Raw genomic sequence first — 14,261 nt, forward strand, 5'->3', positions numbered from 1 at the left:
ATGCAGTAGCGCCTTGGTGTTCTTTTGGCGGGTTTTGGCTGGAGGCTACAGTGTCGCCCTCCTGGCTCCAGTCACGCAGGCAACGACCGCAAGCGTGGTGATCAGCATGGAGGCGCTGACGGTCTCGTGGAGAAGGGCGGCGGCGAGCGCCAGGCCGAAAAACGGTTGCAGCAATTGCAATTGACCGATGGCGGCAATGCCGCCTTGGGCAAGGCCGCGATACCAGAAGATGAAGCCGATCAACATGCTAAACAGCGAGACATAACCGAGACCGAGCCAGGCGCCGGCGGTGACACCACTCAGCGTTTGCGGCAGGGTGAGGGCGGCGGCCACGACGCTGATGGGCAAGGCCAGCGTCAGCGCCCAGCAGATCACCTGCCAGCCGCCCAGCCGGCGCGATAGTCTTGCGCCTTCGGCATAGCCAAGGCCGCAAATCAGGATGGCGAGGACCATCAGTAGGTCGCCATAGGATGCAGTGGCGGCCCCCTGAGACAGGGCAAAGCCGATCACCAGCGCGCTACCGAGGCCGGAAAACAGCCAGAAGATCGGCCGCGGACGCTCACCGCCACGCAGAACGGCAAAAAGGGCGGTTGAAAGTGGTAATAACGCTATGAAAACCAGCGAACGGGCCGAGGGTATATGCTGCAATGCATAGGCCGTCAGCAAGGGAAAGCCAATCACCACGCAGAGTGAGACCATGGCGAGCGCTGCGATCTCCGCAAGGTTGGGTTTAGCCGGGCGAAAAATCAGAAGCAGGCCGCAGCCGAGCAAACCGGCTATGCTGGCGCGGGCGACGGTTAGAAAAACCGGGTCGAAACTGCCGATCGCAGCCCGGGTTGCCGGGAGCGAACCGCTGAAGATCAGCATGCCCAGAAAACCATTGATCAGCCCGCTCGTCGTCTTGTTCATGTGATGCTCCTGTTTTTGGTGTTCTTGCGCCGAGGTGATGGATATGCCAGAGACGGTGCAATACAATTTTGCCAAACTGTTATGGGTGTTCGGGCAATACAGAGGCGATGATGAGCGATTTGGACGCGCAGGGAACAAGCCGGATCGAGACGGTAATGGCGGCTATCCGCACGCGCATTTCCTCCCGAAGCCTGGCGACGGGCGCGCGACTGCCCTCTGTGCGCGGCTTTGCCAAGACCATGCAGGTCTCGGTTTCCACAGTGGTGGAGGCTTACGAACGGTTGGCGGCGGAAGGGTTGATCCGCTCGCGGCCGGGCTCCGGGTTTTTCGTGGCGGCTCCCTTGGCTCCTCTGTCCTTGACCAATCTCGGGCCTCGGCTGGAGCGGGAGATCGATCCTTTCTGGGTCTCTCGCCAGTCGCTGGAAACCCGTGGCGATATGCTGAAGCCGGGATGTGGCTGGCTGCCGCCCGATTGGTTGCCGCAGGCAGCTCTTCGCCGCGCCATGCGCATCCTTGGCCGTGCCGATGGTGCGGTGTTGACCGATTACGGTTCGCCTCTAGGCTTGCCAGGGCTTCGGCAATTGCTGTCACGGCGGATGGCCGATCATGGGCTGACGGTTGCGGCGGACGCGATCATGCTGACGGAATCGGGGACCCATGCCATCGATCTGGTCTGCCGGTTTTTTCTGGAGCCGGGTGATTGCGTTCTGGTCGATGATCCCTGCTATTTCAACTTTCACGCCCTGCTGCGGGCGCACCGTGCCAATATAGTCAGCGTGCCTTATCTTGCGGATGGGCCGGATCTGGAGGCCTTCGCAGCCATTGTCGAGACGCATAAGCCGCGGCTTTATATTACCAATTCGGGCGTGCATAATCCCACCGGTGCAAGCCTTTCTGCGGTCAATGCCCATCGGCTACTGACCCTTGCCGACCGGGCCGACCTGACCATCGTCGAGGATGATATTTTTGCCGATTTCGAAGATGTCGCGTCCGCGAGGCTGTCGGCCTTCGATGGATTGAACCGGGTGGTGCAGATCGGCAGTTTTTCCAAGACATTGTCGGCCTCGGTGCGCTGCGGTTATATCGCCGCCCGGCGCGACTGGATCGAGGGACTGACCGACTTGAAGATTGCCACCAGTTTTGGTGGTGGGCGGCTTTCCGCCGAGCTGGTGTTGGCTGTGCTGACGGATGGTGGCTATCGTAAACATCTTGAAGGGCTGAAAACCCGGCTGGCCGCAGCGCGCAGCACTGTGGCGGCGGAGTTGTCGTCGCTTGGCTTCACGCCCTGGCTCCAGCCGAAGGCGGGACTTTTTCTGTGGTGTCGAATGCCTGATGGGATCGACTCGGGCGCTCTGGCCCGGCACTGCCTGAAGGATGGCGTCATTCTGGCACCCGGCAATGTCTTCAGCCTGTCACAGAATGCAGGCCGGTTCATGCGTTTCAACGTGGCGCAAACCATGGATGCGAGGGTTCTTGGCTCATTGAAGGCGGGGTTGCAGCAATTGCGGTGAAGGGTACGGCGCGTTCAGAGCGCTGTCAGCAATGATCATCATAGATGGTGTCAGAAGAAACCCAATCAGGAGTTTACATCATGATGTTCAAGACCGGTCTTTACGCAGCCCTTATTGCAACGAGCCTTACGGCATCGGTGGCTTTTGCGGCTGAAACCCAGATCAAGGTCACCGAAACGGGTGAGGGTGGTGGCGCCATGGGGCTGAAGATGGAGCCTGCAACGGTTGCCGCTGGTCCGGCGGTGTTCCACGTTCATAACGATGCCATGTCGGAAGACCATGAGATGATCGTGGTAAAGCTGGCGACGCCGGATGCCAAGATCCCGCTCGATACGGCCAAGCACCGCGTTGACGAAAAGAAGCTGAAGAGCCTTGGTGAAGTGTCGGATTTGAAGCCCGGCGCCGATGGCAAGCTTAAGGTAACGTTGAAGCCAGGCAGCTACCTGGTGTTCTGCAATATCAAGGGCCATTACGAGGCCGGTATGCAGGGTAAGCTGACTGTTACACCCTGATCGGCATCCGATAATCTGGTTGCCTCTTAATGATAGGCCCGCAGCGATGCGGGCTTTTTCATGCCTGCATCTCGGGCCGTTGTGGGAGTATGATGTTTCATTTTGGACGAGCTTTTCCACTGACGGCGCCAACCTTTTAGAAACTCTTAACGACGATAATGCCGCCATTCGACAAGGAGTAAAACATGGCGGCTAGAAAAGCAGCGGGAGGGGCAAGGCGCGGGGGCGCAAACAAACGCCGGTCATCCGGTGGGGCAAGAGCAAAACGGGCAGGGGCGGGCGGCAGCCTTTGGCCATGGTTTGGGGCGCTTGTTGTGGTGGTGGCTGGCGTTTCGGCCTATGACCACCGCAAGGAATTGCCGGGACTGATCGACAAGACGTTCGGGACCGGCGGCAAATATATCGCCCAATTAGAGGGCCATTCGTCCCGCGAAACCAGTAGCCGCAGCGAGACTGGCCCGATTCCACCCGCAAGCGTTCCAACGCCGATGGCACGCAGGCTCGATCCGACGCCACTGCCACCCGCCACGACGATGATCCCGACCGCATCAATGATGCCGCGGTCAAGAGATGATAGTCCCTTGCCGCCAGCCACCACGCTGGTACCGGGACAGGTCGTTGCCTCCCTTCAGCCGCGTGGGGTCGATAAGCAGCGAGTTTCCGGCAAATTTTATTATTGTGGCACGAGCGGGCTCGACAATTGCGTTGTCGACGGCGACACCTTCTGGGTCAACAAGACCAAGATCCGGGTTGCCGATATCGATGCGCCCGAAACCGAACAGGCAAAATGCAAATCCGAGCGCGACCGGGGCTTTGCCGCCAAGGTCCGGTTGCGTGATCTGCTCAGCGCGGGCAGTTTCGATCTGTCTCCCTTTGGCATGCGGGATGAAGACCAATATGGCCGGAAATTGCGCGTGGTCAGCCGCAATGGCCGCTCACTTGGTGCGATGATGGTCGATGAAGGATTGGTCAGGCCTTGGACCGGCCATCGCCAGCCCTGGTGCTGAGAGAGTTTGCTAGGGAAAAGTGGAACGCGAGTTTCCCGAAAAGACAGAAGAAGCGAGAGTTTGTCTGGTTCAATATGGACCTGACAGACTCTAAAGTGCTGTTTCTATCATCAAGAATGGGCCTGACCATCAGCTATTGACGGTTGGTGACCCTTGCTGTGCCGTCGGTTCAATCTGAACCTGACACACTCTGGATGTTTTTTCTGTGCCGTTGTGAGTTTTGCACGTAAATGTTGTGCCGTTTCGTGTCGCACGCCTCCAAAACTTGCCAGTCTTGCCACTTTTGCGCCATCTGCACGACATCAGATCGTAACACCTTGGCTTTATGCTTTCCTCCATAAGCAGAGAATAAAAAACTTTTGGAACTCATGGAGCAAAATCCGGTTTGCGGCGTTCCTAATTGTTTGCTGACTTCAAAGAAGCCTAAGGCAAAGATTGCGCGGCACGCACAGCACGGACAAAGGGAGAAAAGACCAGTGACCTACGATATGACTGACCTGACCATGTCCGAAGTTCTCAAGGACCCAATGATCCGTCAGCTCTTGCGGGCAGACGGAGTATCTCTCAGCGCGTTTGCCGTCCTGCTGGATGATGCGGCCCGCCAGCGTAATCTGGGCTTGCGTTGCCGCAAAGCAGGCGTTCCCGCAGCCCATGTGATCGACAGTCTTTCCCATGTGCAGGGACCAGCCGACTGCCTGTAACGTTTGACGTAACCTGTGCCAGCAGCTCCGTTTTCAATGGCCGCTTTTATTCTGCCGCGATGACCACGCAAGGCTCGCGGCAGTTTCGTCTTCTACCACGATTCATGGTCTGAAGTTGAGGCGAGCGTAAGGGTTGGCGATGAAGATGGCTCGGTTGTTTTTGGCGCTGTCCGTGGCTGCCATTGGTTCTGTAACAGTTGTCTATGCCGCAGGCGCCAAGGAAGCGGCCCAGCCGCAGTTTTCATCGGTCAAGGGGCGATGCCTGCGGGTTTCCATCGGTGATCAGGATCTGACAAAGGCCTGTTCTTCTGAAATTGGCCGCAGCCTGCATAGTGATGGCCGCTCCGGCCTTTATTTCTTCATGGGCACCACGCATATCATTACCTTCACCGGCATTCCCTCCAAGGACAAGCCGCGCGACAAGAGCCAGATTGAGACGCTCAAGCTGGACGAAGTCATCCTCAATGACGGAAGCACCAAGAGTGGCTTGCAGCGGATCGCTGCGAATGGCGCCTGCAATACCAGCCAGATCAATAATGACCGGTTTCTGGTGGCCTGCACCGGCACGTTGCAAAAAGGTACGAAATTCTCGGCCAGTTTCGAAATCGACAAGTCGATGAAATAGAGCATTTCCAGGAAAAGTGTGTAGCGGTTTTCCGTCCGGAAATGCGGAAATGACTTTGATAACCCGCCTTCGGACAGAAGGCGGGCTTATAATGGGTGATGGTCGCTATAGAATTACACGTCCAGCGGATATTCCTGGATGACCTTGGTTAGGCTGCCTTCGGCTGGAAACAGCGGAATAAGGCAGGCTTGAAGGGCGTGATAGATGTCGCCCTTGCCCGGGAATAGGCTGTTTGATGGTACGAGGTCTTCCGTCATCTCTTCGTGCCAGCCGCCGAATTGCTTGTCGATGGTGTTGTTGGCGATGAAATTCCAGATCTTGCGGTAGTTTTCCTCGTTCAGGTCGCGGCCCTGGTGCTGGTTGAGGTAATGGGCAGCACCGGCGGCCTCGCAAAGCGGCCACCACAGTTTGAAGGTCTTGGCGGGCACGTTGTCCCAGTCCAGCGTATAGTAAAAGCCGCCTTTCTTGCGGTCCCAGCCCAGCAACATCGATTGGTAGAACAAGCCGCTGGCTGCTTCCGGCATCCAGTCGTGCTGCTTGCCCGTCAGCACCCAGAGCTGCAACACCAGGCGCGCCCATTCCAGCCAGTGACCGGGCGTGGTGCCGGCAGGGCGAAACATTTCATTGGGGTGATAGTAATTGCGGTCCACCACCCATTCCTCATCGAAATGTTCGGCAACGCGGAAAGCTTCTTCGCGGGCGCGCCGGTTGATGATCAGATCGGCGATCCGGGTGGCCTTGTCGAGATAATGCTGCTCGCCGGTTGCCTCGAAAGCGGCCATCAGCGCTTCAGTCAGGTGCATGTTTGAATTCTGGCCGCGATAGCCGGCGACCGGCTGCCAATCCTGCGAAAATTCCTCGGCAATGGCGCCGTGGCGCTCCTCCCAGAATTTGGTCTCCAGCACCTCGGTAATATCTTCCAGCATCCGGTCGGCCAGTGGATGGCCGACGGCTTTGGCGGAGGAGGCGGCCAGCAGCACGAAAGCATGGCCATAGCCCTGCTTGGAGCCATCGGCGACGCCATCGTCGTTCAATTGCCAGACATAGCCGCCGTTCTTCTCGTCACGATGTTTGCGCCACAGATAACGCATGCCGTGATCCACCACATCGGCAGCGCCGGGACGGCCCAGCAGATCGCCGATGGCATAGCAATGCACCATGCGGGCGCTGGCATGGATGCCGCGCACCGGATTGTCTGTCGTCAATGGTGTGCCGTCGCGGGCAAGATCGTAGAAGCCGCCCTTGGGGTTGATTGCCGCTGTCTGGAAGAAATCAAACAGGCCATCGGCCTGATCCAGCAGCCATTTGCGATGGTAAGGCCGTCCGCTCCATTGGTCAGCCAGCGGTTTTCCTTGATTGACGTTCGACATATCATCCTCCACGCGGTACAAAATCGCCCGTGTCTATACTGCATAATGGACAAAATCGAAATCGATTTAAGGAGAAAATTATCCAGCAGCCATAGAGTGTTACCGGTCCGTTCACCCTTTATGATAGACTGTGCCGCAATGCGTTTGGAAGCCGCCGTGCCGCCTGACTGGCACAAGCAAATGACGGGCCGCATATTGACATAAACATATCTTTATGTGATTGGGTACGTAACCCTGGGAATGGAAGGAAGTCGCTCATGCTCGATCAATTGTTTGGACGTGAAGGGGCGAACCGCGACGGCGCAGAGATCCTCAAAGCTCTGCAACAGGCGGCGCGTGAGCGTATTCTGATCCTCGACGGGGCCATGGGCACGGAAATTCAGGGCCTTGGTCTGGATGAGGATGACTTTCGCGGCGAGCGCTTCATTGGTTGTGCTTGCCACCAGAAGGGCAATAATGACCTTCTGATTCTCAGCCAGCCGGAAGCTATTGAAGATATTCATTTTCGCTACGCCATGGCGGGAGCGGATATTGTTGAGACCAACACATTCTCTTCGACCCGCATCGCCCAGGCGGATTACGAAATGGAAGGCGCGGTCTACGATCTCAACAAGCATGGGGCGCAGGTCGTGCGCCGCGCAATTCTTCGTGCCGAGCGCGAAGACGGCAAGCGCCGCTTTGTGGCGGGTGCGATTGGCCCAACCAACCGCACGGCGTCGATCTCGCCCGATGTCAACAATCCTGGCTACCGTGCTGTTTCTTTCGATGATTTGCGCCTTGCCTATGGCGAGCAGATCGATGGCTTGATTGATGGCGGTGCCGATCTCATCCTGATCGAGACGATTTTTGACACGTTGAACGCCAAGGCAGCGATTTTTGCCTGCGAGGAGCGTTTCCTTGCCAAGGGCATTCGCTTGCCGGTGATGATATCAGGCACGATTACCGACCTTTCTGGCCGCACCCTGTCTGGCCAAACGCCATCGGCTTTCTGGAATTCTGTGCGCCATGCCAAGCCCTTCACCATTGGCCTGAACTGCGCCTTGGGTGCCGATGCCATGCGCCCGCATTTGCAGGAACTGTCTGGCATTGCTGATACGTTCGTTTCCGCTTACCCCAATGCCGGTTTGCCGAATGAATTTGGTCAGTATGACCAAAGCCCGGAATACATGGCGAAATTGGTGGAAGGCTTCGCTGAGGAAGGCATCGTCAACGTGGTTGGCGGCTGCTGCGGCTCCACACCTGCGCATATTGCGGCCATTGCAGAGGCGGTGAAGGGCAAGACGCCACGCAAGCCCGCAGAGCATCGCCCGTTCATGTCGCTTTCGGGTCTTGAGCCTTTTGAGCTGACGAAGGAAATTCCATTCGTCAACGTGGGTGAGCGCACCAACGTCACTGGTTCTGCCAAGTTCCGCAAGCTGATCACTGCTGGCGATTACAACGCGGCCCTCGTTGTGGCCCGCGATCAGGTGGAAAACGGCGCGCAGATCATCGACATCAATATGGATGAGGGCCTGATCGATTCAGAAAAGGCCATGGTTGAATTCCTCAACCTGATTGCTGCTGAACCCGATATTGCCCGTGTTCCGGTCATGATCGACTCATCCAAGTTCCAGATCATCGAATCCGGCCTGAAATGCGTGCAGGGCAAGGCCATCGTCAACTCCATCTCGCTGAAGGAAGGCGAAGAGAGTTTTGTCGCCCATGCTAAATTGATCCGCAATTACGGAGCCGCTGTTGTCGTCATGGCCTTTGACGAGCAGGGGCAGGCGGATACCTATGAGCGCAAGGTGGAAATCTGTTCCCGCGCTTACAAGATCCTCACCGAAGAAGCGGGTTTTGCGCCGGAAGACATTATCTTCGACCCCAATGTGTTTGCTGTTGCCACGGGCATTGAAGAGCACAACAATTACGGCGTCGATTTCATCGAGGCCACCCGAACCATCCGCCAGCGCATGCCGCTGGTGCATATTTCCGGCGGTGTTTCCAACCTGTCCTTCTCGTTCCGTGGCAATGAGCCGGTGCGTGAAGCGATGCATGCCGTGTTCCTCTACCACGCCATTCAGGCGGGGATGGATATGGGCATTGTCAACGCTGGCCAGCTGGCGGTGTATGAAAGCATTGATGCAGAACTGCGGGAGGCCTGCGAAGACGTGGTGCTGAACCGCCGTGAAGACGGCACGGAACGGCTGCTGGAGATTGCCGAACGCTATCGCGGTACGGGCGAGGCCAAGGCGCGTGTGCAGGATATGTCTTGGCGTGAACTGCCCGTGGCCAAGCGGCTGGAACACGCTTTGGTCAATGGCATTACCGAATTTATCGATGCCGATACCGAGGAAGCACGCCAGGCGGCGGCGCGTCCGCTCCACGTCATTGAAGGTCCGCTGATGGCGGGGATGAATGTGGTCGGTGACCTGTTTGGCGCGGGTAAAATGTTCCTGCCGCAGGTGGTAAAATCCGCCCGCGTGATGAAGCAGGCCGTGGCCGTGCTGCTGCCCTACATGGAAGAAGAAAAGCGCGCCAATGGCGGCACGGGCGAGCGCGAAGCCGCAGGAAAAATCCTGATGGCCACCGTAAAGGGCGATGTGCATGACATTGGCAAAAACATTGTCGGCGTGGTTTTGGCCTGCAACAATTACGAAATCATCGATCTTGGCGTGATGGTGCCTGCGGCCAAGATTCTGGAAGTGGCGATCAAGGAAAATGTCGATATCATCGGCCTTTCCGGCCTGATCACCCCATCGCTGGACGAAATGGTGCATGTGGCGGCGGAGATGCAGCGCCAAGGCTTTAACGTGCCGCTGCTGATTGGCGGTGCCACCACCAGCCGCGTGCATACGGCGGTAAAAATCCATCCGCAATATCAGAAGGGCCAAGCGGTCTACGTGCTGGATGCCAGCCGCGCCGTGGGCGTTGTCTCGTCCTTGCTGTCGCCCGATACCCGCGACACCACCATTGAAACCCTACGGGCTGAGTATGCCAAGGTGGCCGATGCGCATGCCCGTGCGGAGCTGGAAAAGCAACGCCTGCCGATTGCCCGCGCCCGCGCCAATGCCGCCAAGGTGGATTGGGCCAGCTACAAGCCGAAAAAGCCGAGCTTCACCGGCATCAAGGTATTTGAGGATTACGACCTTAGGGAATTGGCGAAATATATCGACTGGACACCTTTCTTCCAGACATGGGAGCTAAAAGGCCGTTATCCCGCCATTCTGGAAGATGAAAAGCAGGGCGAAGCCGCACGCGCACTCTATGCCGATGCGCAAGCCATGCTTACGAAAATCATCGATGAGACATGGTTCTGCCCGCGTGCCGTCATCGGCTTCTGGCCCGCCAACAGCGTTGGCGATGATATCCGCCTGTTCACAGACGATAGCCGCAAGCAAGACCTGGCCACCTTCTTCACCCTGCGCCAGCAGCTTTCCAAGCGCGATGGCCGCCCGAATGTCGCCCTGAGCGATTTCGTGGCCCCTGTTGATAGCGGCGTGGAAGATTACGTTGGCGGCTTTGTGGTCACGGCAGGGATCGAAGAAGTGGCGATTGCCGAGCGCTTTGAGCGCGCCAATGACGATTATTCCTCCATCATGGTCAAGGCACTCGCCGACCGCTTTGCCGAAGCCTTTGCCGAGCGCATGCACGAGCGCGTGCGCAAGGAATTCTGGGGCTACGGCGCAGACGAGACCTTTGCACCAGAAGAGCTGATCTCGGAATCCTACGCCGGTATCCGCCCAGCTCCCGGCTATCCGGCCCAGCCTGACCACACCGAAAAGGTCACGCTGTTCAACCTGCTGGACGCCACCGCCACCACAGGCGTAACGCTGACGGAAAGCTACGCCATGTGGCCTGGCTCTTCCGTTTCCGGCCTCTACATCGGCCACCCCGATAGCTATTATTTTGGCGTGGCCAAGGTGGAGCGCGATCAGGTGGAAGATTACGCCGCCCGCAAGGGCATGGAGGTGCGCGAGATTGAGCGTTGGCTTGGGCCGGTGCTCAATTACGTGCCGAAGGCAGCGGTGGATACGGATGCGGCGGCGTGATCGTCTGAAGGTCGAGGGAACATGCAGATAAGACCGGCAAACTCTCTTGATGCCCAAGGGATGAGCAAGGCTATCGACGAGATATTTGCTGCGGGCCTGCGCAAAAGTGCGGGTGATCCTGAGTGGGTGCTTGCGCATTATATCGACCACAAGAACCGCATTGAGTGCTCGGTTGCTCAAGATGAGGACGGTCGCATTCTTGGGTTTCAGTCGTTGCGATATGCGACGGCAGATAACCCCTATGGCACCCCTGAGGGCTGGGGCATTATCGGCACTCACGTAAGCCCACTTGCCGCACGGCGAGGGGTTGGTTCTGCCCTTTTTCGAGAGACGTTACGGGCTGCCGAAGCATTTCCGGTTCAGAATATCGAAGCGACCATTGGCGCCGATAACGATGTAGGGCTTGCCTATTACGAGGCGATGGGTTTTCGAACCTATCGCTCTTCAGATGGGTTGGTTTGCAAAGTTTACCGCATGGAGGCGGGTGCTTAGAGTTCGTCAGGGAAAATAGAAATTCTCTGGATCTCTGCTCTCGAAAGTCATGATTTCATCACCGCCTCCGCACGCGGCATGACCTCCCTGGTATCTCCCTTCTGGGCCGTGAAGCTAAATTTCTTCCGTAGGCGCAGGATCGGCTTTTCAATGTAGTGCCAGGAGCCCATGGCGATGATGGTGGCTATCGGAAGCGAAATGGCGAAATGCAGCCAGGGTGATGTCAGCTTCGGAAAAAGGTTTACCAAGGCCTGCTGGAACGGATATCCATACAGATAGATCCCGTAGGAATAATCTCCCTGATGGTAAAGCGGAATGGGTGGAATGCGCAGCATTCCGACATAGACGGTGATATAGACCAGCATCGGCGCAAAAATGGTGCAGAGCGTGCTACCGCTCACGTCGGGAAGCGCAAAAGATGTGGCAATCGGCACTACGCAACAGATGACCACCAAAACCCAGTGTTTTGGAATGAAACGGCGAAACAGGAAGAACACCGATCCCAGCATGAAATTGACATAGAGCATCAGGCCGCGCAGGCCGATGAAGTGGTTAAGCAGGGTGTAGCCGGGGCTTTCAGGCGGAAACAGCCCGCCCAGGCTCGACGGGCTGATGTTTTCGACCTTCAGGGCGATGATGATCACGGCGACACAGGCCGTCGCCACCAGTGCCATCGTAGGGCGCTTTAGAAACCCAAAAATGATCAGCGCTGACATGATGGCATAGCAACCGATCTCATAGGGAACGGTCCACAGAGAGCCATTCACGGTCGATGGAAAAGGATTGTGCTCGAAGACACCCGGTAGGACATAATGGATTACGCCAAAGATATTGGCGAAATAGGCCCAGAATTCATAGGACTGAAAATAGGTCGGGAGGCTGGCGGTGGTAAACAGTGGACCGAGGATCAACGCAGCAAACACAATGTCGACCGCAAGGGCCGGCACGATCCTGATGCCTCGATTGAGCAGAAAGTCTTTTAGTCGAAGACGTATGGCACTGCCGGTAATCAGAAAGCCGCTGAGTGCAAAAAACATTGGCAGGATAGCAGCCTGCAAGACTGTGATTCCGGGCTGCGAAAACTGATATTTTTCACCTTCGGCAATCAGGAATGAATGGTCTAGTAAAACCATGACTGCCAGGAAAATTCTGAGGAAATCAAATCCCGGACCGATGCCTCGATGTTCATCCAAGACAGAACCAATCGACTTCATCTAAAATACCTCGATTATAAAAGACTAGAATTAGTTATATTGTAAAACTGATATGAACTAATTCGTAATTTGCTCAGTTTCGTTCCTTATTCAGGACAATACTGTTCAAATTTTGATCGATATATTGAGTTGAAATTTTTGATACTGCACTTTCGTGGGAGGGGGTCTGCTTCACCCAATCGTTGGACCAGAAAATGGACGATGCTCAGGCCCCGGCATTGCCATCACAATGCAGGCCTGTGGTTATAGGTGATTGGGTTTATGGAGAGGTCAGGCCCGGTATTCTACCGGTTTAAGGAGCTTGGAGCCGTGTGGACTTTGCCGCCGTGCCGGACGAGCGCTAACGCGCAGATGCAATCTGTTCGATAATGGAAATAATGATTTTGCGTGTATTAGAGTTTTTGATGCTGGCGAAACATGTGTTGAGTTCAAGCGCGTCTGACCGTGATGTCGCTTTAACCAGATCTGTCAGCTCGCTTGAACTATCCTCAGGCGGTGCGTCGACATTATCGGCGGTGTAGGAAAAATCGGGGTCCATTCCCAAGAGAGTGGCTGCAACGGCAAGTCTGCTGGCGCTCATGCCGTTGATGCCCTTTTCATATTTATGCAGCTGTTGGAATGTCACACCCAGTTCTCTTGCAACGTCGGCTTGGCTCATCCCCTTGTTCTTTCGGGCGCTTTTCAAGCGTTCACCCGCCAGGATGTTATAATCATGCACATCTGATGTTTTTTTGAGCAATGTCATGGGCGATCTCAATAGACTACAACGGAAATTAGCTCATGCTTCGTTCTGTGTTTTGCAATATGATCAACAGTCAAAAAATGAGAGAATACTATCGTATGTTCGTTCTATTTTAAGAATTTAATACTGTAAATTGTGTTTATTTTTGGATTTTCCTAATCAATTAGCGGGGTTTTGTTTTTTAAGGTCCTTAAATAAATATCTTTTTAATCAGCGCTTTCATCGTTTTACCATCGTTTCTTGTTCAAGTATTGAAAATTTTAAACGTTACAAAAAACTTTAAATCCGCGTAGTGGAGGAAAAGCCACCTTGACAGATTTCAGCATATCAATTTTTGCCGGAAGGCTTCTGCAATGGCGTGTGATCTGCTGACGGCGCCGAGTTTCATCATGATATTGCCGACATGCTTGGTTACTGCTTTTTCGGAGACCCCGAAAATCACGCTGATTTCCCAATCCGTTTTGCCATTGGCAATCCAGCCGATCACTTCCCTTTCCCGTGGGGTCAGGGGATTGGCCTGCTTATGATTTTCGCTATGCAGTTCCAACGTGCGTGCGAAGATGAGGCTTGCGATCAGCGTCATGCCGGTTCTTGCCTGTGGCGAATCATCAATGTCGCTGCCGGCGAACGTCACACCCGCGCAGCGTCCGTCCAGGGATAGGATGGGGAGGGTGAAGCCATTGCTGACAAAAAACTCCTTGGCCTGATCCATCAGCCATTTTTCGTCGCGGCTTATAGCCAATGTTTTGGAAAAATCCGACCAGACGAAGGAGGGTTCCGATCTGACGATCTGCCGGATGGCAGGGTCTTTAAATGCCAGATTGTCGCGGAAATAGAGGTGCGACCATTCGTCAGGCCAGTCGGCAAGTAAAATACCCTGCATTTGCTGGCTGGGTAGCATTCCAATTTTGGGTGGAAATCCTAGAACGATATTTTTAACACCGTACCGGCATGTTTCATGTTTTGTTAAATCTACAAGATTTTTGATTGTGTCTGTTTGCTTTATTTGAGATAGAAACGATAGGGTTGCATCAAGATTTGTCGATGTTATGTCTTTAGTCATTGCTACCCATAATTTTTAAAGGGTTTTATATTACTTGTTTTGTATGAAAATTATATAAGACATACTTTCAAAAAAAGTCAAACC

12 protein-coding genes are annotated in these 14,261 nt (G+C 55.3%); 7 read left to right on the forward strand and 5 right to left on the reverse strand.

Features of this window, described 5'->3' with window-relative positions; genetic code table 11:
- Nucleotides 1–45 precede the first annotated feature (45 nt).
- Complete coding sequence (locus ASB66_RS24610; RefSeq protein ID WP_060717683.1) at nucleotides 46–909, reverse strand: DMT family transporter; 864 nt, start codon at nucleotides 907–909, stop codon at nucleotides 46–48.
- A gap of 107 nt (nucleotides 910–1,016) precedes the next feature.
- Between ASB66_RS24610 and ASB66_RS24615 the strand changes: the two genes are divergently transcribed.
- The 5 genes from ASB66_RS24615 to ASB66_RS24635 all read left to right on the forward strand — a co-directional run bounded on the left by ASB66_RS24615 (nucleotide 1,017) and on the right by ASB66_RS24635 (nucleotide 5,265).
- Nucleotides 1,017–2,420, forward strand: coding sequence for an aminotransferase-like domain-containing protein (locus ASB66_RS24615; protein ID WP_114386999.1), 1,404 nt, complete (start codon nucleotides 1,017–1,019; stop codon nucleotides 2,418–2,420).
- A gap of 80 nt (nucleotides 2,421–2,500) precedes the next feature.
- On the forward strand, nucleotides 2,501–2,932 hold the full coding sequence (locus tag ASB66_RS24620; protein ID WP_060717682.1) for a plastocyanin/azurin family copper-binding protein: 432 nt from the start codon (nucleotides 2,501–2,503) through the stop codon (nucleotides 2,930–2,932).
- A gap of 185 nt (nucleotides 2,933–3,117) precedes the next feature.
- On the forward strand, nucleotides 3,118–3,939 hold the full coding sequence (locus tag ASB66_RS24625) for a thermonuclease family protein (protein WP_081088995.1): 822 nt from the start codon (nucleotides 3,118–3,120) through the stop codon (nucleotides 3,937–3,939).
- 476 nt (nucleotides 3,940–4,415) lie between these two features.
- The gene (locus tag ASB66_RS24630; RefSeq protein WP_060717680.1) at nucleotides 4,416–4,640 is read left to right on the forward strand and encodes a hypothetical protein; all 225 of its coding nucleotides are present in this window, start codon (nucleotides 4,416–4,418) and stop codon (nucleotides 4,638–4,640) included.
- Nucleotides 4,641–4,785: 145 nt separating this feature from the next.
- On the forward strand, nucleotides 4,786–5,265 hold the full coding sequence (locus ASB66_RS24635) for a hypothetical protein (protein WP_147274079.1): 480 nt from the start codon (nucleotides 4,786–4,788) through the stop codon (nucleotides 5,263–5,265).
- 113 nt (nucleotides 5,266–5,378) lie between these two features.
- Here ASB66_RS24635 and ASB66_RS24640 read toward each other — a convergent pair whose 3' ends face one another.
- Nucleotides 5,379–6,635 carry an AGE family epimerase/isomerase gene (locus ASB66_RS24640; RefSeq protein WP_060717678.1) on the reverse strand — a complete coding sequence of 419 codons (1,257 nt, stop codon included), beginning with the start codon at nucleotides 6,633–6,635 and terminating at the stop codon, nucleotides 5,379–5,381.
- A 257-nt stretch (nucleotides 6,636–6,892) separates the two neighbouring features.
- Here ASB66_RS24640 and metH point away from each other — a divergent pair, with 257 nt between their 5' ends.
- Nucleotides 6,893–10,666 carry a methionine synthase gene (gene metH / locus ASB66_RS24645; RefSeq protein ID WP_060717677.1) on the forward strand — a complete coding sequence of 1,258 codons (3,774 nt, stop codon included), beginning with the start codon at nucleotides 6,893–6,895 and terminating at the stop codon, nucleotides 10,664–10,666.
- A 21-nt stretch (nucleotides 10,667–10,687) separates the two neighbouring features.
- Nucleotides 10,688–11,158, forward strand: a complete 471-nt coding sequence (locus tag ASB66_RS24650; protein WP_060717676.1) for a GNAT family N-acetyltransferase — start codon at nucleotides 10,688–10,690, stop codon at nucleotides 11,156–11,158.
- Between the two features lie 47 nt (nucleotides 11,159–11,205).
- Here the strand turns inward: ASB66_RS24650 and ASB66_RS24655 are convergent, their stop codons facing one another.
- The 3 genes from ASB66_RS24655 to ASB66_RS24665 all read right to left on the reverse strand — a co-directional run bounded on the left by ASB66_RS24655 (nucleotide 11,206) and on the right by ASB66_RS24665 (nucleotide 14,177).
- Entirely contained in the window at nucleotides 11,206–12,372 is a 1,167-nt protein-coding gene (locus ASB66_RS24655; protein WP_060717675.1) for an acyltransferase family protein, read from the reverse strand.
- 340 nt (nucleotides 12,373–12,712) lie between these two features.
- A complete protein-coding gene (locus ASB66_RS24660) occupies nucleotides 12,713–13,117 on the reverse strand; it encodes a helix-turn-helix domain-containing protein (protein ID WP_060717674.1) in 405 nt (134 codons plus the stop codon).
- 316 nt (nucleotides 13,118–13,433) lie between these two features.
- Entirely contained in the window at nucleotides 13,434–14,177 is a 744-nt protein-coding gene (locus ASB66_RS24665; protein WP_081088994.1) for a helix-turn-helix transcriptional regulator, read from the reverse strand.
- Nucleotides 14,178–14,261: the final 84 nt, after the last annotated feature.

Origin of the sequence: Gillisella vitis (genome assembly GCF_001541345.2) — a bacterium.
Classification (GTDB): Bacteria; Pseudomonadota; Alphaproteobacteria; order Rhizobiales; family Rhizobiaceae; genus Allorhizobium; species Allorhizobium vitis.

Bases quoted from the DNA above. Each gene is read 5' to 3' on its own strand.
- ASB66_RS24655 (WP_060717675.1), bottom strand. From the start codon at position 12,372: ATGAAGTCGATTGGTTCTGTCTTGGATGAACATCGAGGCATCGGTCCG.
- ASB66_RS24640 (WP_060717678.1), bottom strand. From the start codon at position 6,635: ATGTCGAACGTCAATCAAGGAAAACCGCTGGCTGACCAATGGAGCGGA.
- ASB66_RS24620 (WP_060717682.1), top strand. From the start codon at position 2,501: ATGATGTTCAAGACCGGTCTTTACGCAGCCCTTATTGCAACGAGCCTT.
- ASB66_RS24625 (WP_081088995.1), top strand. From the start codon at position 3,118: ATGGCGGCTAGAAAAGCAGCGGGAGGGGCAAGGCGCGGGGGCGCAAAC.
- ASB66_RS24610 (WP_060717683.1), bottom strand. From the start codon at position 909: ATGAACAAGACGACGAGCGGGCTGATCAATGGTTTTCTGGGCATGCTG.
- ASB66_RS24650 (WP_060717676.1), top strand. From the start codon at position 10,688: ATGCAGATAAGACCGGCAAACTCTCTTGATGCCCAAGGGATGAGCAAG.
- ASB66_RS24615 (WP_114386999.1), top strand. From the start codon at position 1,017: ATGATGAGCGATTTGGACGCGCAGGGAACAAGCCGGATCGAGACGGTA.
- ASB66_RS24660 (WP_060717674.1), bottom strand. From the start codon at position 13,117: ATGACATTGCTCAAAAAAACATCAGATGTGCATGATTATAACATCCTG.
- ASB66_RS24665 (WP_081088994.1), bottom strand. From the start codon at position 14,177: ATGACTAAAGACATAACATCGACAAATCTTGATGCAACCCTATCGTTT.
- metH (WP_060717677.1), top strand. From the start codon at position 6,893: ATGCTCGATCAATTGTTTGGACGTGAAGGGGCGAACCGCGACGGCGCA.
- ASB66_RS24635 (WP_147274079.1), top strand. From the start codon at position 4,786: ATGGCTCGGTTGTTTTTGGCGCTGTCCGTGGCTGCCATTGGTTCTGTA.